The 21,935-nt window shown below is 66.2% G+C and carries 20 protein-coding genes; 3 read left to right on the plus strand and 17 right to left on the minus strand.

Annotation, left to right across the window (positions count from 1 at the left end):
* Nucleotides 1-121: 121 nt before the first annotated feature.
* The 13 genes from GOAMR_RS23660 to rplJ all read right to left on the minus strand — a co-directional run bounded on the left by GOAMR_RS23660 (nt 122) and on the right by rplJ (nt 14,363).
* Nucleotides 122-1,000, minus strand: coding sequence for a hypothetical protein (locus GOAMR_RS23660; RefSeq protein ID WP_138943709.1), 879 nt, complete (start codon nt 998-1,000; stop codon nt 122-124).
* Nucleotides 1,001-1,002: 2 nt separating this feature from the next.
* Nucleotides 1,003-1,995, minus strand: a complete 993-nt coding sequence (locus GOAMR_RS25365) for an Rv1363c family protein (protein WP_005188033.1) — start codon at nt 1,993-1,995, stop codon at nt 1,003-1,005.
* Nucleotides 1,996-2,176: 181 nt separating this feature from the next.
* Entirely contained in the window at nt 2,177-3,427 is a 1,251-nt protein-coding gene (locus tag GOAMR_RS12530; protein ID WP_005188035.1) for an MlaD family protein, read from the minus strand.
* Nucleotides 3,424-4,809 carry an MCE family protein gene (locus tag GOAMR_RS12535; protein WP_005188038.1) on the minus strand — a complete coding sequence of 462 codons (1,386 nt, stop codon included), beginning with the start codon at nt 4,807-4,809 and terminating at the stop codon, nt 3,424-3,426. Before GOAMR_RS12535 ends, GOAMR_RS12530 begins: the two co-directional genes overlap by 4 nt.
* Nucleotides 4,809-6,116 (minus strand): MCE family protein, encoded by a 1,308-nt coding sequence (locus GOAMR_RS12540; RefSeq protein WP_005188041.1) that lies wholly within the window; start codon nt 6,114-6,116, stop codon nt 4,809-4,811. Before GOAMR_RS12540 ends, GOAMR_RS12535 begins: the two co-directional genes overlap by 1 nt.
* Nucleotides 6,116-7,204, minus strand: a complete 1,089-nt coding sequence (locus GOAMR_RS12545; protein WP_040515149.1) for an MCE family protein — start codon at nt 7,202-7,204, stop codon at nt 6,116-6,118. The genes GOAMR_RS12540 and GOAMR_RS12545 overlap by 1 nt, the downstream gene beginning before the upstream one ends.
* Nucleotides 7,205-7,208: 4 nt before the next feature.
* Nucleotides 7,209-8,282 carry an MCE family protein gene (locus tag GOAMR_RS12550; protein ID WP_005188046.1) on the minus strand — a complete coding sequence of 358 codons (1,074 nt, stop codon included), beginning with the start codon at nt 8,280-8,282 and terminating at the stop codon, nt 7,209-7,211.
* On the minus strand, nt 8,279-9,640 hold the full coding sequence (locus tag GOAMR_RS12555; protein WP_005188048.1) for an MCE family protein: 1,362 nt from the start codon (nt 9,638-9,640) through the stop codon (nt 8,279-8,281). Before GOAMR_RS12555 ends, GOAMR_RS12550 begins: the two co-directional genes overlap by 4 nt.
* Nucleotides 9,641-9,647: 7 nt before the next feature.
* Nucleotides 9,648-10,529 (minus strand): MlaE family ABC transporter permease, encoded by an 882-nt coding sequence (locus tag GOAMR_RS12560; RefSeq protein WP_005188051.1) that lies wholly within the window; start codon nt 10,527-10,529, stop codon nt 9,648-9,650.
* A 4-nt stretch (nt 10,530-10,533) separates the two neighbouring features.
* The gene (locus GOAMR_RS12565; RefSeq protein ID WP_005188054.1) at nt 10,534-11,340 is read right to left on the minus strand and encodes an MlaE family ABC transporter permease; all 807 of its coding nucleotides are present in this window, start codon (nt 11,338-11,340) and stop codon (nt 10,534-10,536) included.
* A 6-nt stretch (nt 11,341-11,346) separates the two neighbouring features.
* Nucleotides 11,347-12,558, minus strand: a complete 1,212-nt coding sequence (locus tag GOAMR_RS12570) for an ABC transporter ATP-binding protein (RefSeq protein WP_005188057.1) — start codon at nt 12,556-12,558, stop codon at nt 11,347-11,349.
* A gap of 801 nt (nt 12,559-13,359) precedes the next feature.
* The gene (gene rplL, locus GOAMR_RS12575) at nt 13,360-13,749 is read right to left on the minus strand and encodes a 50S ribosomal protein L7/L12 (protein WP_005188058.1); all 390 of its coding nucleotides are present in this window, start codon (nt 13,747-13,749) and stop codon (nt 13,360-13,362) included.
* An 89-nt stretch (nt 13,750-13,838) separates the two neighbouring features.
* Nucleotides 13,839-14,363, minus strand: coding sequence for a 50S ribosomal protein L10 (gene rplJ, locus GOAMR_RS12580; RefSeq protein ID WP_005188061.1), 525 nt, complete (start codon nt 14,361-14,363; stop codon nt 13,839-13,841).
* A gap of 403 nt (nt 14,364-14,766) precedes the next feature.
* Here rplJ and GOAMR_RS12585 point away from each other — a divergent pair, with 403 nt between their 5' ends.
* A complete protein-coding gene (locus tag GOAMR_RS12585) occupies nt 14,767-15,987 on the plus strand; it encodes a glycoside hydrolase family 76 protein (protein ID WP_005188073.1) in 1,221 nt (406 codons plus the stop codon).
* A gap of 203 nt (nt 15,988-16,190) precedes the next feature.
* Complete coding sequence (locus GOAMR_RS12590) at nt 16,191-18,245, plus strand: CocE/NonD family hydrolase (protein ID WP_005188074.1); 2,055 nt, start codon at nt 16,191-16,193, stop codon at nt 18,243-18,245.
* 66 nt (nt 18,246-18,311) lie between these two features.
* Here GOAMR_RS12590 and GOAMR_RS12595 read toward each other — a convergent pair whose 3' ends face one another.
* From GOAMR_RS12595 to GOAMR_RS12605, 3 genes are all read right to left on the minus strand, one after another.
* A complete protein-coding gene (locus GOAMR_RS12595) occupies nt 18,312-18,692 on the minus strand; it encodes a hypothetical protein (protein ID WP_005188076.1) in 381 nt (126 codons plus the stop codon).
* Between the two features lie 105 nt (nt 18,693-18,797).
* Nucleotides 18,798-19,310 (minus strand): TIGR04338 family metallohydrolase, encoded by a 513-nt coding sequence (locus tag GOAMR_RS12600; RefSeq protein WP_005188080.1) that lies wholly within the window; start codon nt 19,308-19,310, stop codon nt 18,798-18,800.
* A 3-nt stretch (nt 19,311-19,313) separates the two neighbouring features.
* Entirely contained in the window at nt 19,314-20,132 is an 819-nt protein-coding gene (locus tag GOAMR_RS12605; protein ID WP_005188083.1) for a DUF2786 domain-containing protein, read from the minus strand.
* Nucleotides 20,133-20,375: 243 nt separating this feature from the next.
* Here GOAMR_RS12605 and GOAMR_RS12610 point away from each other — a divergent pair, with 243 nt between their 5' ends.
* Nucleotides 20,376-20,891, plus strand: coding sequence for a hypothetical protein (locus GOAMR_RS12610; protein WP_005188086.1), 516 nt, complete (start codon nt 20,376-20,378; stop codon nt 20,889-20,891).
* 32 nt (nt 20,892-20,923) lie between these two features.
* Here GOAMR_RS12610 and GOAMR_RS12615 read toward each other — a convergent pair whose 3' ends face one another.
* A complete protein-coding gene (locus GOAMR_RS12615) occupies nt 20,924-21,880 on the minus strand; it encodes an L-lactate dehydrogenase (protein ID WP_005188088.1) in 957 nt (318 codons plus the stop codon).
* Nucleotides 21,881-21,935: the final 55 nt, after the last annotated feature.

Genomic DNA, 21,935 nt, shown 5'->3' on the forward strand with positions numbered 1-21,935 from the left:
CCCAGACGGATAGAGATCTGTCGCCGATGGCTGCCTGCTCATCTTTCACTGGTCACAGAGTGGCCCGAGATCGGCTCCGCGTCAAGCGAAACACCCAGATTCGCGAAAGATGAGCAGGTCTTCACGAGACCGCGCGGATCTCGTCCAGTTGTTCGATGAGCCAGGCGTCGCCCTTGCGGACCATGTGCAGATCGACTGCGGGAGCACCGCTGTTGGCGGCCTGCCCCGCCAGCGACTGGCTGATGACCAGGTTCATGATCACGTGCGCCTTGGCGCCGTCACCGCTGCCCGTCAGCTCCATCACGCCCACACCGTCGACCTTGCAGTCGGCGACCGCCTTGGTCTGCTCGATGAGCTGCTTCTGCGTCGGCAGGTACTCGTTGAACTCCTTGAGCGGTCTACCCGTCAGCGCCGACCGCGCCTTGGCCGCCCACTTGTCGAAGTCCGTGCCGTTGTAGGCCAGGACGTCGCACGCCTTCTGCCCGGCCTGCCCGGTCAGCTCGGTGGTCGCCTTCTCGTCGATGAACGCCTTGTCCGAGCCGATGCTCGCACCCGGATGCAGGGCGCCGATGATCGCGACAACCGCGAACACCGCGGCCGCGATACCGAGGCCGATCGCGAGCTTCCAGGGCGACGAACTCTTCGAGCCGGTCTTCGTCGCGGTGCCGCCGGTTTTCGTCGCGACGGCAAGCGGTCGGGTGATCGCGGTCTGGGTGACGGCGAACCGCGGGTCCGAGCCGGCAGACGGCGCGGTCTTCGCTGCGGCCTCTGCCTTCGCCGTGGTCTTCTCGGCCTTCTCCGTGGCGGTGGCCGCGGCTGCCTCCGTCTTCTCCGTTGCCGGGGTGGCCGTGTCCTCAGTCGGCTCCGAGACCTTGGTCAGCTTCGGCGCTTCGGTCACTGACTCCTCGGCCGTGTCGGTGGTGGCCGCGATCGGCTTGCCCTCACGGTCGAGTCCGGCGACGCGGGGCCGGGCCTTCTTGGAACGTGGATTGGTGGCCATCATCAGTTGCCTGCCCCCTGGGTCGGATTCGGCGCAGGTGCCGGGGTCTGGGTCGGTGCCGGGGTCTGGGTCTGGGTCCCCTGCGTTTGGGTGCCGGTCTGGTTACCGGCATTGGTCATGTCGGTCTCCAGTGCCAGCGAGTCGAGCGAGGTGATGCTCGACGCCTTCCACAGGTCACCCTTCTTGGTCATGCCGACCATGAAGCCCATCGACCGCTTCACACCCGCCTCGTTCTGCCGCTTCGAGGTGGCCTCCACGTAGACGAGCACGCGAGCGGTACCGTCCTCGGCATTCACCTCGACGGGTGCGCTGCGCAGCACGCGGCTGGACAACTTGGCCACCTTGTCGGTGCCCGCCGCCGTGATCTGCTGCGTGAGCTTCTTGAAGTCGTCGGGGGTGATCTGGCTGCGCGCGTCGCCGGTGAGCGACGAATCGATGCGGCGCTGCCAGTCCTTGGTGTTCGTCGGGTCGATGGTGGTGATGTTGATGATCGCGTTCTCCGCGCTCACCGTCGCGTCCTCGCGGGCGCTCTGCGTCGGCTTGTCCTCTGTGTAGACCTTGTAGCCACTGATCCCGAAGATGATCGCGCAGACCAGCGCCGCGATCGCCGCGACACCCGCCAGGGCCGTCACCAGCAGACGGGTCTGCTGCGACGGGCCCGGAGCCGCGGTCGCAGCACCGACGGACGCGACATCGGTAGCTACTCCTGGCTTCGCTTTCGCCTTGCCGTCCTTCTTGTCGCCGTCCTTCTTGTCGCCGTCCTTCTTGTCGCCGTCCTTCTTGCCGCCGTCCTTCTTGCCGCCGTCCTCCTTGCCGAGGACGACCGTCGCCGTGTCGTCCCCTGCCGTCACCGGCGTCGCCTCGTCGGCGGGAGTGCTCTCGGCGCCGGCGTCGCTGCTCGTCGTGTCGTCCGCGGTCTGTGGGGATTCGGTTTCCGCCGGGTCCGGCGTACCCGAGGCAGCCTCGTCCGCCGAATGTGAACTGTCGTCGGTCATTTCATCCTTGAGTCGATGGACTTCTCCGCTATGTCGGGCTCGTCCGGTAGGGCCGGCACCTCGCCCGCATCACGCACCGGTGAGATCGCGCTCACCTGTCGGCCGACGGCCACTCTAGCGCCTGACACTGAGAAAACCCATGCCGTCGCGTCCGCGCGAACGACATGGGTTCCCTCGATGACTACTTGGCGTGGATGCCGAGCAGGCTCGCGAGCTGCGTCGCGATCGGGTTGAGATTCAGCTTGTCCGGATCCTTCTTGGGCTTGTTGTCCCAGGGCTGCGGGATCGTCGGATTCGCCAGGTCGGCACGGGAGGCGCTGCGGACACCGGTCGCGTTGCCCACCGGAGCCTTGCACTCGGCCTGGGTGTTGAACGGGAACTCGTCGTAGTTGATGTCGAAGTTCGGGTTCCGCTTCTTCATCTCGTCGATGATCGTCTGCGTGCTCTCGTAGCCCTTGGTGCAGGCCGGCGGGTTGTTGGTCTCGAGCACGATGCCGAAGTGGATCTGGCCGTCACCGGGAACCACGCTCTTGGCACCGGCCGACAGCGCCGACAGCATCGCGAAGATGGTGTTGGTGGCGTAGCCGGTGGGGCCGATCGTCCGGATCGTGTTGCCGAGATCCTTCATCACCTTGGTCATGTCGCCGCCGTGCTTCTGGATCAGCTCGGACAGCTCGGTCGCCGTGCCCGGCCCGTTCTTCAGGATCCGCCGGATATCGGGATCGGACGACTTGAGCGTCTCGGCGATCGAGTCGAGATCGCGCGACCAGCTCAGGATCTCGTCCTTCTGCGCCGACTGCGTCGCCAGGACGACGTTCGAGTTCTCGATCAGCGAGACCGTCTCGGGGAGCGATTTCACCCCCGCCTTGGCCAGCACGCCGAGCGAGTCGACGAGCTTCTCCAGGTTCTCGCTCTGCCCGCTGAGTGCCTTACCGAGCTCGGTGATCACCGTGTGGAAATCGTCGAGCGGCACCTCCTCGGTGAACTTGATCGCCGAGTTGAGGATGTTCTCGATCGGCGCCGGGATCGACGTCCGGTCCTTCGGGATGACCGAGCCGTCCTTCAGGTAGGGACCCGTCGTTGACGTCGGTTGCAGGTCGACGTACTGCTCACCGACCGCCGACCGGTTGGCGATCACCGCGTGGGCGGTGGCCGGCACCTTCGGCGCGCTCTTGTTGAGCTTGAGGATGACGTCGACGCCGTCCTTGGTCAGCTTCAGGTCGCCGACCGACCCGACCGGTGTGCCCTGGTAGGTGACCTCGGCGTTCTTGAAGATGCCGCCCGAGGACTCCGCCATCTGCACGGTCACGTCGTACTGGCCGAACCCGGACAGCTTGTCCAGGCGCGCGTACTTGGCGCCCGCGTAGACGATGGCGATGATGCCGACGATCGCGAACGCGATCAGCTGCACCTTGGCTAGTTTGCTGATCACTTGTCTCCCCCGATCATCGAGAGCGGGCCGTCGATGAACCGCTGGTCCGCCGTGGCCGGAGCGGGCATCACCGAGTACTGCGTCTTCGGCTTGGCCTTGTCATCCGACCTGGCCTTGTCATCCGACTTGGCCTTGGCGGTCGACTTCTTCTTCTTGGCCGAGTACTTGCCACCGGACGGCGGGGTGTTCGGACCGGGCTGCGACCCCGGAGCGGGGTTGATCAGGCTGACCGTCGGCCAGCCCGAACGCGAACCGTTGCCGTTGACGTACGGGTTGCTCGGGTCGACCGGGTACGGGTTCACCTTGACCGGCGAATGCTTCGGCGTGCCCTGACCCACACCGAGCGCCTCGATCTGGTTGAGGATGCGCAGGTCCAGGGTCATGAACAGGTTGGTCGAGTCGCCGTGCACGGCCGGGAGGATCTCGTCCGGGAACGGCAGCGTCGGGAACAGCGGAGCCGAGGTGATCAGGTCCGGTGCGGCCTTGGTGAGTTCGCTGAGCACCGGACGCAGCGCGCGCAGATCGGTGATGAGCGCTTCCCGCGACTTGGTGAGGATCCCGGTGCCCACATCGCCCAGCGTGTCGAGCTTGGTGAGCAGGTCCACGAACTGCGGACGCTGATCTTCGAGCACCTTGACCGCCTCGGGCAGCTCGCCCAGGATGCGGTCGATCTGCTCGGTCTGCGCGTTCGTCCGCACCGACAGGCGGTTGAGGCCTTCGATCGCGCTGACGATGTCGTCACGCTGCCGGTTCAGGCCGCCGATCAGTGTCTGCGTCGTTTCCAGCAGGGAGCGCAGCTCCGTGCCGTCGTTCCCGAGCGCCTTGTTGAGCTCGTTGACGATCGGGGTCAGCTGGCTCAGCCCACCACCGTTGAGCAGCATCGACAGCGCACCGAGCACCTGCTCGATGTCGGTGGCCGTGCGCGTGCGCTGCTTGCCGACCGAGTTGCGGATCAGCTGCTTGGGGTCCTGCCGCGGCACGTTCTCGGAACCCTCAGGTTCCGACAACGCCACGAACTTCTCACCGAGCAGAGCGGTCTGCTGGATCTCGACGTGCGCATTCTCCGACAGGTTGACGTCGTTCTTGACCTGGATCTTGACATTCGCCTGCCACGAGTCCTTGGGCACCTTGATCGACAGGATCTTGCCGACGTTGATGCCGTCCTTCTTCACCTGGGACTGCGGCACCAGATCGAGCACGTTGTCGAACTGGATGGTGTACTCCCGCGGGTGGCTGCCGGTGTCGGTACCGCCGGGCAGCGGCATCTGCTTCATGTCGATGCCGCAGCCCGCGATCGCGACGGTCGTCGCCACCAGAGCCGCACCGATGCCGGCCGCGCGGCCCGAACGCCGGGCGCGCCGGTTATTGCCGATACTTGTCATCAGTTGCCCCCACGCTGCGACGGCGGTGTCTGCTTGAGCTGCGGATCCGAGTTGCCGGGGGTGGTCCCGGGCGCCGGCTTCTGCTGCAGTTTGTCGTTGCTCATGATGCCGAACGGGAGGATCGGCAGGGTCGGCTCCAGAACACCCTTGGTGATCTGCTTGGCCACCTTGGAGCAGTTCTGGACGAGCGGGCGCATGGTGGCGCTCCACTGCTTCGCGGCCGGGTCACCTGGCATCAGCTTGCCGAGGTCCAGCGTCGAGCAGCCGGCCCCGAGCAGATCCTGCAGCTGCGGGATCGTCAGCCGCATGTCCAGGGTTCCCGATTCGGCGTTGTAGGCGTTGATCAGGTTGCTGATCGTCAGCGGCAGCACCGTCAGGACTTCCTTCAGGTTGTCCTTCTGGTCGGCCAGTGCCTTGGTGGTGGGCTGCAGATCGCGGACGGTCTTGCCGAGCTTCTGCTCGTTGTCGTCGAGGAAGGTCGCGACATCACCGAGGGCGTACGACAGCTTGTTGAGTGCCTGCCCGAGCTGCTCGCGCTCACCGACCATGTACTTGGAGAACGTGGCCATCTGCGAGTTGAACTGGCGGACCTGCGTGTCGTTCTCGCGCAGCGCGCCCACGAACAAGTCGAGGTTCTTGATGGTGGAGACGATGTCGCCGCTGGATCCGGCGAGCGTCTGCGAGGCCTCCGACAGCTTCTCGATGGTCTCGCCGAGCTTGGCGCCGTTGCCTTCGAGGTTGTCGGCACCGATGCGGGCGAGCTTGGTCAGCGCGCCCTCCTGCTCACCGGTGCCGGGCTTGTTGGCCCCGTTCGGTCCGAGCGCGTCGGTCAGGTTCTGGATGCCGCGGTAGAGCTCGTCGACCTCCACCGGGACCATCGTCTGCTGCTTGTCGACGCTCAGGCTGAACGACTTGGGCGCCTTCGCCATACCCTTGGTGAAGACCGGCGTCAGCTGCACGTACCGGTCGGCCACGATCGACGGCACGACCTGCACCGCCTTGACATCCTTGGGCAGATCAATGCCGCGATCGACCGACATCTTGACCTCGACCTTGTCGCCCTTCGGGGTCACCTCGTCGACTTCGCCGACCTTCACTCCGAGAACCCGGACGTCGGTGCCCTTGTAGATACCGACAGTGCGCGCGAACGTCGCATCGATCTTGGTCTTGCCCATCGAGGTGAACACCCACCACAGGGCACCCGCCACGATCAGCGCCAGGATCAGCGCGAACACCGTCATCACGATGGCGCGCGGGGTGAACCAGCGGCCCGGGCCCGATGTCTGGGTCATATCGGGAACCGTCATCAGCCGGCCTCCGTTCCGCCGTTGTTCTGATTGGCCGTCTTGTTGGGCGGCCGGGTCGTGTTCTGCTGCGGCAGGGCCGGCGGCAGGATGTTGGTGACCACCGATTCGAGCCACCGGCCGTTACCGAGGACGTTCGTGTACAGCCGGTAGAACGGCGCCATGTACTTGATCGTGTCGCGGATGTTCTGGTTCTGCTTCTGCAGCAGCTTGTTGACATCGGCGAGGGCGTCGAGCGCCGGCCCGATCTGCTTCTCGTTGTCCCGGACCAGGCCGGTCAGCGAGGTACTGAGAGTGGTGGTGGTCGAGAGCAGCTTGGAGATCGACTTCTGCCGGTTGTTCAGCTCCTGCAGCAGCTCGCCCGCACCGGCGATGAGCCGGGTGAACTCCTCGTTGCGGTTGGCCAGGATGCCGGTGGTGGACTTGGTGGCCTTGAGCAGGCGCTTGACCTCCGAGTCGCGGCTGGCGATGGTCTCGGACAACCGGGACAGACCGTCGAGTGTAGGGGCGAAGTTGCCCGCCGTACCCGACAGCGAGTTGCTCAGCGCATCGAACGCCTGTGCCAGCTGCTGCGAATCGATGCCGGCCTCGCCGGTGTTCGGGTCGTCGGTCAGCTGCGTCGACGCATCCGAAAACGCCTCGATGACGTCGTACGGCGACACCGTCCGATCCAGCGGGATCGGCTTGTCCGGGTCGGCGAGCTTGTCACCGAGCGGGGTCAGCGCGAGGTACTTCTGGCCCAGCACCGTCTTGATCTGGATGGACGCCTCGGTGCGGTCACCGATCCACGTGTTGTTGGCGCGGAAGGTCACCTTGACACGATCACCGTCGAGCTCGACGTTGTCGACCTCGCCGACCTTGATGCCCGCGACACGGACCTCGTTGCCCTTCTTCAGGCCCGCGGCCTCGCTGAACTCCGCGGAGTAGCGCGCTCCGGCGCCCACCAGCGGCAGCTCGTTGAGGAAGAACGCGGACACCGCGACCATCAGCACCACCAGGATGCCGATACCGCCGATGCTCACCGGACTTCTCCTACCCGCGAAACGCCTGCTCTTCGGCTTGTCCGGCGCGGGAGTGGTTTGGTCAGTCATTCAGTCACCCCCGGGGCCGTTGGTTGTCGCGCCAGCAGCGGGTGGCCGCGCTGGTGTACAGCACATGATTGATGTCGGGCAGCGAGACCAGCGGTTTGGTCAGCAAGGTGGACTTGCCGTTGCCGGCCACGATGTCGATGCCGCACAGATAGAACTGGAACCAGGAACCGAACGTCGCCGCCCGGCCCACCTTCTGCAGCTTGACCGGCAGGTTGGTCAGAATCTGCTCGACATCGCCCTGCCGTTTGGTGACCTGTTCCGAGAGCGACTTGAGGCCCGCGATGTCGCCCTGGATGGACGGACGGGTCTTGGTCAGGATGTCGGAGGTGACCGCGGTCAGGTTGGACACCGAGGTGATGGCCGAGCCCACCGAGTTCCGCTGCGCGGCGAGGCCGCTGACCAGTTGCGAGGTGTTCACCAGCAGCGAGTCGAACTCGTCGTTGTGCTTGTTGACCGTGTCCATGACCTTGGTCAGGTTGGTGATCAGCTCACCGATCACCTTGTCCTTGTCGGCGAGGGCGGTGGTCAGGTCCGCGGTATCCGAGAGCAGGCTGGTCATGACCTCGCCCTGGCCGGTGAAGACGTTGATGATCTTCTTGCTGAGCTTGTTGACCTCGGTCGGGCTCAGTTCCTTGAACAGCGGCTTGAAACCGTTGAACAGTTCGGTCAGGTTGACCGCGGGCGACGTCGAGTCGGTGCCGAAGACATGACCGGGCTTGTAGGTGACCGACTGGTCGCCCGCGCCGCGTTCGAGGGCCAGGTACCGCAGGCCGGTGAGGTTGCGGTACTTGATCGCCACATGCGTGCCCTCGGGCAGCCTGTCGCGGTCGGCACTGAAGGAGACCAGCGCCTGGTTGCGGTTGTGGATCTTCACGTCGGTGACCTGGCCGACGCGCACACCCGCGATGCGGACGTCGTCGCCGGCGTTGAGCATCGCGGCGTCGTCGAAGACTGCCTTGTACTCCGCCTTGCCGTTGCCGCCGACGTTACCGATCGTCAGCGCCAGTATCGACGTCGTGATCACGGTGATCACCGCGAACACGATGAGCTTGATCAGGGGTCCGGTGATGGATTTCATTTGATGTTGACCTGCGCTCCCTTAAGCGAGGCTCCGCCGATCATGGTGACCCAGGTGGGAACCTGCTCCGGGTTGTTCCCGGTGGTGCTGCCGTAGACGACCTTCAACTGATTGACGTACTCCGCGTTGTCATAGGGGTTGGCCGCAATGGTCCCGGCCGGAACCACGCTGTTCTGGCTCGGCGGGCTGATCGGCCAGTCCTCGCTGAGCGTCGGGATGTCCCTCGGCCCGGCATTGCGTGAGGGCGGCTGGTACGAGCCCTCGCCGAGGCCACCACCCGGGTACTGCGGGAACGGACGGCCGTTGGTCGGCGTGTCGTAGCAGATGGCCGGACGGTTGTAGTCGAAGAACCGGGGCTCGTCCTGGTTGGGCAGGTAACGCCCACGCGGGTTGACGAACTGCAGGTTCACGCGGGGACCCGGGTTGGGAGTGCCCTTGCCGGTGACCTTGTTGGCCTCGGGGATGGTGCTGGCGAAGTTCTTGAACGTGCAGGTGAACGTCGGCGACTGCCGTGCCGCACCCCGCATGAACGGCTCGCCCTTGATGATGACGTCGAGCAGATCCTGGCGGTTGGTCTGCAGCCAGCCGGTGGTGTCGGTGGCCGCGGTGCCCAGCGTCGAGATCAGATTCCGCAGGTCGGACTGCTTCTCCACGACGGTGTTGCCGGTGGTCCGCAGGTTGTCGAGGCCGTCGATGATGTTCGGGAGCGCCTCGGAGTAGGTCTGCGAGAAGTCCGACAGACCGCGCAGCGTGCCCTCGAGATCGGGCAGCACCTTGTTGATGCCGCTGAAGACCTTGTTGAGGTCGGAGATGGTGGTGCGCAGTTCGTCGCCGCGACCCTCGAGCGCCTTCGACAGCGCCGTCAGGGTGATGTTCAGATCCTGCGGCGGGACGGCCTGGAGGACCGGCAGGAGCTTGTCGAACATCTCCTGGATCTCCTTGGCGTTGCCGCTCTGGTCGGTCAGGATCGTCGCGTTCTTGACACTCGCAAGCGTGGGACCGCCTGAGCTGTCAGGCACCCTGAGGTCGACGAAGCGTTCACCGAAGAGGGTCTTGGGCAGGATGCGTGCGGTCGTGTCGGCCGGCAGCTTCTTAGCCATGTCGGGTTTGAGGCCGAGGGTGACCACAACCTTGCCGGCGGTCGTCGGCTTGATCTCGCGGACCTCGCCCACGAGCACGCCGCGCGCCTTGACGTCGGCCTGGTTGGGCAGCGCGTTGCCCGCCGAGTCGGTGGTGAACTTGACGGTGGTGAACGAGGTGAACGCCTTGTTGAACTGCAGGATTGTGAAGGCCAGGAAGCCGACGCAGACCAGCAGGAAGACGAGGCCGAGCAGTCGTTGACGAACTGTTGAGGACATCGGGCGCCTAGCCTCCCACTCGAACGGTTGTCGTCGTACCCCAGATGGCGAGGCCGAGGAAGAAGTCCAGCAGCGCGATCAGCACGAGCGCCGCACGCACCGCGTGACCCACGGCCACGCCCACACCGGCGGGTCCGCCGCTGGCGAAGTAGCCGTAGTAGCAGTGCACCAAGATGATCACGAACGCGAATACCAGCACCTTGCCGAACGACCACAACACGTCTTCAGGTGGCAGGAACAGATTGAAGTAGTGGTCGTATGAGCCGGTGGACTGACCGTTGAACACGGTGGTGACCGTGCGGGACGCGAAGTAGGCCGAGATCAGGCCGAGCACATACAGCGGGATGACCGCGATGAAGCCGGCGATGACACGGGTGGACACCAGGTACGGCACCGACGGGACGGCCATGACCTCCATGGCGTCGACCTCTTCGGAGATCCGCATGGCGCCGAGCTGGGCGGTGAAGCCGCAGCCGACCGTCGCCGACAGCGCGAGCGCGGCGACCAGCGGCGCCACCTCACGGGTGTTGACATAGGCCGACAGGAAGCCGGTCAGGGCCTGCGATCCGAGCTGGTCGAGGGCCGCGTAGCCCTGCATGCCGACCACGACGCCGGTGAAGCCCGACATCATGATCATGACGCCGACGGTGCCCAGGACGACGGCGAGGCCGCCGGTGCCGAAGGCGACCTCGGCGAGCAGACGCAGCACCTCGCGCCGGTAGTGCACGAAGGTCTTCGGGATCCAGGCCAGCGTGCGTCCGTAGAAGGACATCTGCTCGCCCGCACCGTCGAGGATCTTCAGCGGCTTGTTGAGCTGCTTGCGCGCCTCGTAGGCGTAGTACTCGGCGCGCGACTTGGTGATTGTGACGCCGCCACCTTGATCAGACATCGCGTCAGCTTCCCTTCGCCGGAACGATCTGCAGGTAGACCGCGGTGATGATCAGGTTGGCAAGGAACAGCAGCAGGAACGTGATGACGACGCTCTGGTTGACCGCGTCACCCACGCCCTTCGGGCCGCCCTTGGGGTTGAGTCCCTTGTAGGCGGCGACGACGCCGGCGATGACACCGAAGATGGCCGCCTTGATGGTGGAGATATAGAGGTCCGGAAGCTGCGCCAGTGCGCTGAACGAGGCCAGATACGCGCCCGGCGTACCGTTCTGCAGGACGACGTTGAAGACGTAACCACCGCCGATGCCGATGACGGCGACGAGGCCGTTGAGCAGCATGGCGACCAGGATCATGGCCAGCACCCGGGGCACCACGAGACGCTGGATCGGGTTGATGCCCAGTACCTCCATCGCGTCGATCTCCTCACGGATGGTCCGCGAGCCGATGTCCGCCGCGACGGCCGATCCCGCCGCACCAGCGACGAGCAGCGAGGTCACCAGCGGTGAACCCTGCTGGATGACCACCAGGACGCTGGCGGCGCCGGTATAGGACTCGGCACCGATCTGCTTGATCAGCGAGCCGGTCTGCAGCGAGACGATCGCGCCGAACGGGATCGCGATGAGCGCCGTCGGCAAGATGGTCACGCTGGCGATGAACCATGCCTGCTGGATGAACTCTCGCCACTGGAACGGGCGCACAAGGGACTGGCGTGCGACATCGACGAATAGCTGCACGATATTGCCGGACTGTGCGAGCGCACCGTTTCCGGCTTTGGCTATCCGATCAATGCCACGCGTGGTGGCACTGGCCATGAAAATTTAGCTCCGGTTGTCGGGGATTTCGGTGGAGCTGTGCCGCCCACCCTCGTTCGGGACTTCGTATTCCTCGGTCGGGCCGTCGACCAGGCCCGGGGCCACCGCCCAGCTCTGGGTGACCGCGTCGTCGCCGGCGTAGTCGGGTGCCGACTTGCCCAGGGCGACCGCGGGAGCGGCGACCGTCGCGGCGTGCGCCTGGGCCATCTCGCCCCGGTTCTGCGCCTTGATCTCATCTTCCTGCGCGATCGAACGCAGGATCGCGTCCTGCACGTTCGGCGTGAACGTCGGCAGCATCTCCAGCACCCGCTCACGGTGACGGACGGAGGCCTTGCGCTCGGGCATGCCCGGGTTGGGCTGCACCTGCGGGATGATCTCGGTGAAGTCGTCCTTGGTACCACCGCCGGAGATACCCGCGGCCTGCATCGCCGCCTCCGCGGCCGCGACAGCCTCGTCCTTCTCCTCGGACATACCGATCGGACCGAACCGGTCACCGGACAGGAACTGCTTGACCACCGGCTGCTCGGAGGTCAGCAGCTGCTCACGGGGACCGAACATCACCAGTTCCTTACGGAACAGCATGCCGATGTTGTCCGGAATCGTGCGGGCGATGTTGATGTTGTGCGTCACGATCAGGATCGTCGCGTCGATCGTGGCGTTGATATCGATCAGCAACTGCGAGATGTAGGCGGTACGCACCGGATCCAGACCCGAGTCCGGCTCGTCACACAGAATGATCTGGGGATCCAGCACGAGTGCGCGGGCCAGGCCGGCACGCTTGCGCATACCACCGGAGATCTCACCGGGCAGCTTGTCCTCGGCGCCGAGAAGACCGACCATCTCGACCTTCTCCATCACGATGCGCCGGACCTCGTCCTCCTTCTTCTTGGTGTGCTCACGAAGCGGGAAGGCGATGTTGTCATACAGCGACATCGAGCCGAACAGCGCGCCGTCCTGGAACAGCACGCCGAACAGCTTGCGGATCTCGTAGAGCTCCTTGGCCGAACACAGCGTGATATCGGTGCCGTCGATGATGACCGAACCCTGCTCCGGGTGCAGCAGGCCGATCAGCGTCTTCAAGAACACCGACTTACCGGTACCCGACGGACCGAGGAGCGCGTTGACCTCGCCCGACGGGAGCGTGAACGTCACATCACGCCAAATATTCTGCGACCCGAACGACTTGGTAAGCCCCTCGACACTGACCTCTACGCCCACTGCTTCCTCCAGACATGTGGCGCCCCCCACTTATGCGACGGCCGATGTGACCCGATCGCCCAGGAGGCAGTTGTGGTTGGGGTCACTGTAGCAGACACCCCCGTGTGACCACACAGCGTTGTTTGAGACCGGCGCACGGGTGGTATCACGATCCTGTCCAGACCGAATCCCACCCGCTTCTCCTTACTCGTCGGTAACCCATGCCGTGCGAGCAGAGTAGCGCACGCCACCCGCGTTGCAAAAGTGCGTCGCCAATCACAGTGGCAAAGTACCCCTCTTACATCGTGAAGGCGAATACTTCGCCGAAGCGAGTCGTCGGCGACACCCGACGAGCCGAAACACCCGGCCTGCGCCCCAGAACCCCCGGTTCCCCCCGAAAGTCTGAGAAGCAGCTTAGCGCGTCCTACGACAAACCTGAACAGTCGACCCACTCCGACGAACCGCCATGTGCGGTGGGTCGCCCAGATCGCCGCAGGCTCCCGTTCTCGCCAATTCGGCACCCCACTGTAGGTCCGACCACAAAACGCGTCACAGAGCATCTCAGGCGGCAGCGCGTCGAGACGGCCCGGAACCGCGGGACTCACCCACCAAGCGCCCCCGCCAAAGGACGGGTTTCCGGCGCCGAGGCCACCGAACCGTTCGGTACGGAACCCCCTGGTCACAGACACGAAGAAGCCCGGGAGCAGGAGCTCCCGGGCTTCGTTCGTTATGCGCAGTTCGTTATGCGCGCGGTGCGCGGATCTGAGATGTACGGACCCGCACGTCCCGGTCTACGGGACCACCGCGGTGGCGGTGACCGTCTTACTTGACGGCGACCTTGGCGCCGGCCTCTTCGAGCTTGGCCTTGGCAGCCTCGGCGGCTTCCTTGTCGACCTTCTCCAGGAGAGCCTTGGGGGCGCTCTCGACGAGCTCCTTGGCTTCCTTCAGGCCCAGGCCGGAGACGATCTCGCGGACCACCTTGATGACCTGGATCTTCTTGTCGCCGGCGCCCTCGAGCACGACGTCGAACTCGTCCTGCTCGGCAGCGGCCTCGGCGCCACCGGCAGCCGGAGCACCGGCAGCGGCGACGGCGACCGGAGCAGCCGCGGTGACCTCGAAGACCTCTTCGAACTTCTTCACGAAATCGCTGAGCTCCAGCAGGGTCAGTTCCTTGAACTGATCGATGAGCTCGTCAGCGGTGAGCTTCGCCATGGTTGGCGTCCTTCCTTATTATCTCTGTACCGTTCAGACCGGTACGGAGTGAGTCGGTGTTCCCGGACGGATCCGCCGGGTGCGGCGAACTATTCGCCGGCTTCGGTTTTCTTCTCCTGCAGGGCCGCGGCAAGACGCGCGACCTGCGAAGCCGGCTGGTTGAACAGTCCGGCAGCCTTTGCCAAGTTGCCCTTCATGGCACCGGCGAGCTTGGCCAACAGCACCTCGCGGGTCTCAAGGTCGGCGATCGCTTCGATCTCGGCCACGGACAGCGCTTTGCCGTCCATGTACCCGCCCTTGATGACGAGAGCCTTGTTGTCCTTGGCGAACGTCTTGATCGCCTTGGCGGCCACCACCGGCTCACCTTCGATGAAGGCGATCGCGGTCGGGCCGGTGAACAGCTCGTCGAGCCCCTCGACGCCCGCCTCGACAGCGGCGCGCTTCACCAGGGTGTTCTTGGCGACGGAGTAGGTTGCGCCCTCACCGAGGGAACGACGCAGCTCGGTGATCTGCTTGACGGACAGGCCACGGTATTCCGTGACGACCGTCGCCGTCGATCCCTTGAACTGCTCTGCGATCTCCGCAACCGCGGACACCTTCTCTGACTTGGCCATACTTCGCCTCCTCTCTCCTCACTAGAGTGCGGATCTGAATCCGCACGGGAATCTGGTTCACGTATCGGAACCGCCGGCGAGGGGAGAGTCACGGCGTACGCCGAAAATGACGAACGCCCCGGCACGCAGAAGGCACGGGGCGCGAATATCCTTGTCTCCGCGGCGAGGCCGGGTGACAGGTGGATCTGTCCTCGTTCATCCTGCGTGGGCCGGCGAGATTACTCGCGCCTTCGATCGGGATCGCTCCCGGTGACCGACGGTCTCTGGTTGAACCGATACGACGCACACCTGCGCATCACATCGCGGTACAGAGTAATGGGTACGGGCCCGCCGCACCAAATCGGCGAGACGCGGCTCACGTGCGCGGCCTGCGCCGAGACATCGACACTATCCTCTGCAGAACATGGAGGATGCACGGGAGATCGCTCACCGGGCCGCGACGTCCGCGTCGGCCACACCCAACGACAGAGCCGCCGAGGCCGCCGACGCCGTGGCCGCCAGACACCTGCGTAAGCTGCTGCGCCTCCCGGGCACTCGGATCGCCGATGTCGCCTGGCCCAAGCGCAGGTCCGGGAGCTGGCACTACTGGTGGCACGCACATTTCGTCGACACGCTGATCGATGCGGCGGTCCACCGCCCGTCCGGCAGCGGGAGCGGCGATCGGTCGTACGATCCGATCGTCGCCGGGGCGACGGGCCTGCTGCTGCGTGGCATCCGGCTGCGGAACCGGGGCAAGTGGATCAACAACTACTACGACGACATGGCCTGGCTGGGGCTGGCCGTCGAGCGTGCCGACCGCAAGCTGGAGATGTCACACCCGCGGGCACTGGAGGCGCTGACCGGGCAGATGCTCGCACCGTGGGCGCCGGAGGCCGGCGGCGGAATCCCGTGGCGTAATAAGAAGGCCTCGAACGAGCAGGACCCCTTCTTCAACGCGCCCGCCAACGGCCCGGCCGCCATCCTGCTGGCGCGGACCGGGCACGTGGAGCGGGCCGCGGCGATGTGCGACTGGATCGACGCGACGCTCGTCGATCCCGAATCGAAGCTGATCATCGACGGCGTCCGCCCCCGCCCGGAGGGCACCACACGGGTCACGGCCATCTATACCTATTGCCAAGGCGTCGTCCTCGGGGCCGAGACCGAGCTGCTGCGACTGACCGGCGATGCCGTGCACGCCGAGCGCATCGACCGGCTGCTGGGCGCGGTCGAGCGCAACCTCGCACCCGACAAGATCATCAAGGCGGCTCCGTTCGGCGGTGGCGGAGACGGCGGCCTGTTCTCGGGCATCCTGGCCCGCTATCTGGCGCTGATCGTCACCGATCTACCGGCGGCGGCGCCCGGTGCCGACGAGTTGCGGCGGCGGGCAGCGGCCGTCGTCGTCGCCAGCGCCGAGGCCGCGTGGGCCAACCGGCTCGACGTCAGCGGGTCGCCGGTGTTCGGGCACGATTGGCGGGTCCCGGCCCGCATGCCGGTCACCGGTGCCGCGGCCGGAAAAACGGTGGATGGTGCTACGCAATCCTCCGCAATGCCCGAACAGGACCTGTCCGTTCAGCTGTCCGGATGGATGGTTCTGGAGGCGGCGGCCGCCGTTGACCTGGGCCTTTCCGAGCATGTATCAAATTGAGTCCCCCCGGTTGTGCGACCGATACAAAACCTGAGATAGTCTTACGTGGACCGCGAACGTGACATACAACACAGCTAGACTTTGTTATATGCAATGTTCGCATTGACACGACGAGGTGCCGGTAGGCCTCTGGAAACACTTCAGAGACACCGCATTCCCACCAGGGCGACACATCGTCACGCGCGGGAAGCAGGTGATGCACCATGACGTATCAGCTTGATCCGGTTCGTGGCCGTCTCGGAACAGCCAGAGACATCAGCACGGCCCCGGAGACCCCCTTCGCCGACGGCCTGCCGCTGCGGCGGGGCGACCACTTCGGCACGCTCCCTCTCGGTGATCCGACCGGCGGCGCCGACGGCATTCGCTGGCGTGAGCAGGTTGACGGCAAGCAGATCTACCCGCGCGTGTCCATCGACCGCGACGTCACCATCAAGATGAGCGACGGCGTCAGGCTGCGGGCCACCGTGATCCGGCCGGCCAACCGCTTCGGCCAGACCGCGCTCACCCCCTACCCCGCGATCGTCAACATCAACCCGTACAACCGGGCCGCCATCGACTTCATCGACCACGCACTTCATGTGCCCGTCGTCAGCAAGGCGATGAAGACCGCCGCCGGGTCCGTCGACGCCACCGGCACCGCCTTCGAAGGGCTGACCAAACTCACCCAGACCCTCGCGGGCGGCGTGTTCGACGTCTTCGGGATCAACCGCACGCTGGTGCGCTCGGGCTACGTGCAGATCATCGTCGACGTCCGCGGCACCGGCGCGAGCCACGGCAAGTGGGAGATCCTCGGCGCCCGCGAACAGCAGGACTCGGTGGAGATCCTGGACTGGGTCCGCGAGCAGGAGTGGTGCGACGGCAAGCTCGGCCTGGCCGGCTGGTCGTACTCGGCCATCAATTCGCTGCAGGGCGCCGACAAGCGGCCCGAGGGCCTGGGCGCGGTGTTCGCCGTCGAGGGCTGCGACGACATCGTCCGCGACATCTACATCACCGGCGGCATGCCGTCGGCGTTCATCCCGGCCTGGCTGTCGGTGGTCAACGTACTCAAGTGGTTGCCCAATCCGTCGACGATGCTGCGCGACATGGTGCGCGGTGACACCCTGCGCTGGGCGTCGTCGCGGGTCAAGTCCCCGGCCACCGAGATGGGATCGATCGGCTGGGGCTTCCTGACCGCCCGCGACCCGCGCATCCACGACGATCCGTACTTCGACGAGCGCGACCCGGAGATCGACCGCATCGAGGTGCCCACCTTCACCGTCGGCGCCTGGCACGACCTGTTCAGCCACAGCGCCACCGGTATCTACGAGCGCCTCGACATGGAACCGGGCCGCAAGCAGATGGTGGTCGGCGACGGCTACCACTTCGACGCCGGATCCGGCTACGGCGGCGACGCCGCTCCCCCGCGCCTGGACGTGCTCGAACGCGCCTGGTTCGACCGCTGGCTCAAGGGCCACCGCAACGGCGTCGAGTACTACGGACCGGTCACCATGCTGCAGCAGGGCGGTTCGTGGACGTCGGGACCGAGCTTCCCGCGGCCCGGCATGGAACATCAGCGGCTGTACCTGTCCGACGCCCCGTCGGGCAGCGCCGCGCACGCCGTCCACGACGGTACCCTCAGCTCGGCACCCGGCCTGCACACATCGTCGCTGAAGGTCAAGCGCGACCTGCGTGGCATGATCTCCCGCGACATGACGCAGGTGACGGCCGGCGCGACGATGGCGCTCGGCCCGCACTTCAACACCGACGCCCGGTTCCAGGAGAAGGGCGGCCTGTCGTTCACCTCCGACGCGGTGATCGAACGCGTCCGCCTGAGCGGTGCGCTCAACCTGCGGCTCAATGTGGCCACCACCGGCCACGAGGCCGTGTGGGCGATCACCATCAACGATGTCGCCCCCGACGGCCGTTCGACGGTGCTCACCAGCGGCGCGCTGTCCACGGCCAACCGGGCGCTCGATCATTCCAAGACCCGGTACACCGCCGAGGGCGCGGTGGCCAAGGCCTACCACCAGCTCACGCGCCACCATAAGCTGCCGGTGCCCGCCGACGAACCGGTGCGCATCGACGTCGCGCTCACCCCCACCGACGCGGTCCTCGAACCGGGTCACCGGCTGCGCGTGGACATCTACGCGGCCAGCTACCCGCGCTATCTGAACGTGGTCCCCGACCTGCTCAAGCTGCGCGGCCACCACCAGCGGCTGGTGATCGACCCGAAGCATCCGAGCTATCTGACCTTCGAGGCCGACCTGCCGATCATCTAGCCGCACGCACGAGAAGGACCTCCCCGGAATCCGGGGAGGTCCTTCTACTGTCCTGGGTATCCGGTGTCAGCCCAGGCCCAGTCGCGAGGTGAGGCTGCGGCCCGCCGACTCGATCATGCCGATGGGTTTGAGTGCCGCCTCGGCGATCCCGACGATCACCTCGACCCGCGACACGATTTTCTCCAGCCGAAGGGTGATGTCACCGAGGGCGACAACGGCCTGGTCGACGTTGTCTAGGGTCGCGGAGAACCTCGCCAGCGTGGGGTTCAGGTCGTCGATAGCGCCGTCGAGTTTGCCGATCGTCTTGTCCATGTCGCCCAGCGTGGTGCCCAGCCCGCCGAGGATCTCGTTGACCTGATCGACCGTGGCGTCGGCGTTGAGCGCGGCCTGCGCCAGCTTCTTGAGGCGTTGCCGTTCGGCAGGCGGGCGCGGGTCGTTGAATGCCATGCGCCGATTATCGCCCACCCGGGGCCCGAATCGGCGGATTCCGGCTGCCCGTCGGGAGAACCCTGCTCGTCGGAGAACCCTGCTCGTCGGGAGCACAATGGCCCCTCACCGCTGCCGTGACAGTACCCCGGAGTCGGTGAACACCACGCGGTAGACGAATTCGGCCTCGGGCCCGAGCACCAGCCCGACGAGCGTGATCAGCGTGTGCACGAATCCGGGGCCGTGCGCCGGCCCGCCGGAATCGTCGAGATGGTGGGCCAGTTCGTGCAGGACGACGAGTTCGCGCAGTGCCCACCGGCCTTCGCGCGAGTCGGGGATCGCGATCTCGTGGCCGCCGCCGGAGCGGCGACGATACTCGGCGGACCGGTGCCCACCCCGCGCCACCACGTCGACGGGCACCCCGGCGCCACCGAAATACTCTGCGACGGAGTCCATCCCCAGAACCCGGCCGACGTGGTCACGCACCGAGTCCACCGAGGCGAACCTGGCCTCGGGCGGCAGGGTGATCGTTGTGCCGGCGAGCTGGACGAGCCGCGACGACGAGGCCCTGTCGAAGATGCCGTGTACGAGGCGTTCGGCCTCGTACACCTGCGCCCGCCGCGAGTCCCGACCGCTCACCGACTATCCTTCCAAAGCACCTCGTGGAGCGCCGAATTCGCGATCCGGACCGATTTTCGCACGGCGCCCGGCGCGATCACCCGCCCGGCGTGCGGCCTCAGAGTATCCCGCCGCCGCCGATGTCGGCCGCCACGATCCGCGGGCCTTCGACTCCCTCCGGTAGAAGCCGCTCACCTCGACCTCCTTGTTGCGCAACGCGATCGCCGTCGACGCCGCCCGGTCGCCCGCGCTCTCGGCCGCGAGGGCCTCGGCCTGGGCCGCGTCGCGGGCCTCGGTAAGCCGCGCTCCGATGCGCGCGGCGAACGCGGACTGGAAGTTGAGCCGGGCGGTGATGCCCGACAACGGTTTCTGCTCGACGATCCGCCGCCCACCACCGCGCGAGACCACCCGCGCCGACACCTGTCCCCGGTGCCCGCCCGACCGCAGATAGGCGTCCGAGGCGGCCACCATCTGCACGACGAGCGAGGTGTACAGCGCCTCACACGTGTCGATGTCGGATTCGAATCCGTAGGCGATGACGAACGTCGAGTTGCCGGCCACGTCGACGGTCACATCGTTGGCCCGGGCGATGACCACGAACAGTTGCACATACGTCTTGAGTCCGCGCTTGCCCGCCTCCCCGATCGCGATCTGCCGGGTGATCGGCGCCGTCCGCTTGCGCGCGGCCGGGTCGTGCGAGCGGGCCACCGCCAGATCGATCGACGAGGCCGTCGCCAGTCGTTGGGCGGCCTGCATAAACGTCTCGGCCTCATGCTCGTTGTCGGTGTTCTCGGCCTGCCGCAGCAGCGCCGCGATCCGGGTCAGCAGCTTGTCGTCGCGCATGTCTCCAGCCTATTGGCGATCCGCCGATCTCCGGCTGAACGTTTGCCGCCTGTGGACAACCTCTCACCAAGTCCGGGGTACGTCGTCCGCCGGCCCTTCCTGATTCACGCCACGCCCGATACGTGCGCCGCACTTCGGGGCACCCGCCGCGCGGGATCGCGCCCACAGATGCCACCATGATGGACCGGCCATCTTCACCGCCCGGAATGACTGAGCCACCACCCCACCCGAGGAGACCCCCGTATGCGCGCACCCGGTGCCGGCGTTCGCCGCCACACGACGATCGCCGTCACCGGCGTGGTGATAGCCGTGACCACGCTGGCCGCCGGTTCCGCCGGGGCCTGGGTGAGCACCCCCGCGCATTCGGCGTCCGGGCAGACCGTGGCGGGCACGGCACGCATCATCTACACCAATCCGCTCGACCGGACGATCAACTGCACCACGCGGATCTACCCGGCCGGCAAGATCACGACCCTGAGGCAGGCCGCCTACCTGCGTAACCAGGCGGACAAGCAGCGTTCCCAGCACAAGACATCCGAGGCCAGGACGTCGACGGCCCGCGCGAACGCCAAGACCGCGGCGGCGGGACGCCCCCTGTACGAATCCCGCATGCCCACAAAGGTTTCCCCTGGAACCACCCGCGTCGTGTACTGGTCCCCCAGCAGGAGCCAGGCGAGATCGTATTCGGCACTCACCGACTGCCGCACCGGAACCCAGGCCGACACCACGGCAGTCCCACTCCGCGCGATCGACGTGTAAGCCCGGGGCGGCCCGGGCAGCGGGTCAGCGGCTCACAGACCGAAGCGGGACTGCATGTCGCGCAGGGTCTGCGCCGAGGCCAGCAGGCCCGCGCGCTCCTCGTCGGACAGTTTGACGTCCAGGCGCCGTCCGCAGCCGGTGCGGCCGACAACCGCCGGCAACGACAGGCACACGTCATCGAGACCGGCGAAACCCTGGGCGACGGTCGATACCGGCAGGATTCGGTGCTCGTCCTTGAGGATCGCCTCGACGATACGGGTGGCGGCCAGGCCGATCGCGTAGTTCGTGGCGCCCTTGCCCTCGATGATCTGGTACGCGGCGTGCACCACGTCATGGTGGATGGACCTGCGGGCCTCCTCGTCGAGAGGTGGATAGCCGGGCAGCGCCTGCCATTCGAGCAGCGGCACCGCACCGATCGTCGCCGACTCCCACAACGGGATCTCGCTGTCGCCGTGCTCACCCGCGATGTAGGCGTGCACATTCTGCGGCGCCACCCCGGTGTACTGCGACAGCAGGAACCGCAGTCGCGACGAATCAAGCACCGTGCCCGACCCGAACAGCTGATTGCGGGGCAGACCACTGAATTTCAGCGCCGCGTAGGTCACGATATCGACCGGGTTGGTCACCATCACGTAGATGGCGTCCGGGGCCACCTCCAGCAGGCCCGGGAGGATCTTCTTGGTCAATCCGATTGTGGCCTCAGCTAATTCGAGGCGCGACTGGCCGGGCTTCTGTTTGGCGCCCGCGGTGAACACCACGACGTCGGCACCCGCGCACACCGCCACGTCGTCGTCGCCGATGATGTCGGCCCGCGGAATGAATTCGAGTCCGTGCGAGAGGTCGAGCACCTCCGCGGTGACCTTCGCCTTGTTGATGTCGAGCAGCGCCACGGTGCGGGCCACCCCGCGGATGAGCGACGAATACGCGACGGCGGTGCCGACCGCACCCGCCCCCACGATCGCCAGTTTGGTCTGCCGAGCTTCCACCATTCGATCGCCTCCAGCGTCGACACGGATGTACCTGAGGACCCACTGTGGAGAGTAT

It is taken from the genome of Gordonia amarae NBRC 15530, assembly GCF_000241345.1.
Taxonomy (GTDB): domain Bacteria; phylum Actinomycetota; class Actinomycetes; order Mycobacteriales; family Mycobacteriaceae; genus Gordonia; species Gordonia amarae.

Excerpts from the sequence above, each read along its gene's own strand:
- GOAMR_RS12555 (WP_005188048.1), bottom strand. The coding sequence starts at position 9,640 with ATGTCCTCAACAGTTCGTCAACGACTGCTCGGCCTCGTCTTCCTGCTG.
- GOAMR_RS12610 (WP_005188086.1), top strand. The coding sequence starts at position 20,376 with ATGCGCGCACCCGGTGCCGGCGTTCGCCGCCACACGACGATCGCCGTC.
- GOAMR_RS23660 (WP_138943709.1), bottom strand. The coding sequence starts at position 1,000 with ATGGCCACCAATCCACGTTCCAAGAAGGCCCGGCCCCGCGTCGCCGGA.
- GOAMR_RS12550 (WP_005188046.1), bottom strand. The coding sequence starts at position 8,282 with ATGAAATCCATCACCGGACCCCTGATCAAGCTCATCGTGTTCGCGGTG.
- GOAMR_RS12615 (WP_005188088.1), bottom strand. The coding sequence starts at position 21,880 with ATGGTGGAAGCTCGGCAGACCAAACTGGCGATCGTGGGGGCGGGTGCG.
- GOAMR_RS12535 (WP_005188038.1), bottom strand. The coding sequence starts at position 4,809 with ATGACAAGTATCGGCAATAACCGGCGCGCCCGGCGTTCGGGCCGCGCG.
- GOAMR_RS12605 (WP_005188083.1), bottom strand. The coding sequence starts at position 20,132 with ATGCGCGACGACAAGCTGCTGACCCGGATCGCGGCGCTGCTGCGGCAG.
- rplJ (WP_005188061.1), bottom strand. The coding sequence starts at position 14,363 with ATGGCCAAGTCAGAGAAGGTGTCCGCGGTTGCGGAGATCGCAGAGCAG.
- GOAMR_RS12560 (WP_005188051.1), bottom strand. The coding sequence starts at position 10,529 with ATGTCTGATCAAGGTGGCGGCGTCACAATCACCAAGTCGCGCGCCGAG.
- GOAMR_RS12565 (WP_005188054.1), bottom strand. The coding sequence starts at position 11,340 with ATGGCCAGTGCCACCACGCGTGGCATTGATCGGATAGCCAAAGCCGGA.
- GOAMR_RS12590 (WP_005188074.1), top strand. The coding sequence starts at position 16,191 with ATGACGTATCAGCTTGATCCGGTTCGTGGCCGTCTCGGAACAGCCAGA.
- GOAMR_RS12545 (WP_040515149.1), bottom strand. The coding sequence starts at position 7,204 with ATGACTGACCAAACCACTCCCGCGCCGGACAAGCCGAAGAGCAGGCGT.
- GOAMR_RS25365 (WP_005188033.1), bottom strand. The coding sequence starts at position 1,995 with ATGACCGACGACAGTTCACATTCGGCGGACGAGGCTGCCTCGGGTACG.
- rplL (WP_005188058.1), bottom strand. The coding sequence starts at position 13,749 with ATGGCGAAGCTCACCGCTGACGAGCTCATCGATCAGTTCAAGGAACTG.
- GOAMR_RS12540 (WP_005188041.1), bottom strand. The coding sequence starts at position 6,116 with ATGACGGTTCCCGATATGACCCAGACATCGGGCCCGGGCCGCTGGTTC.
- GOAMR_RS12585 (WP_005188073.1), top strand. The coding sequence starts at position 14,767 with ATGGAGGATGCACGGGAGATCGCTCACCGGGCCGCGACGTCCGCGTCG.
- GOAMR_RS12595 (WP_005188076.1), bottom strand. The coding sequence starts at position 18,692 with ATGGCATTCAACGACCCGCGCCCGCCTGCCGAACGGCAACGCCTCAAG.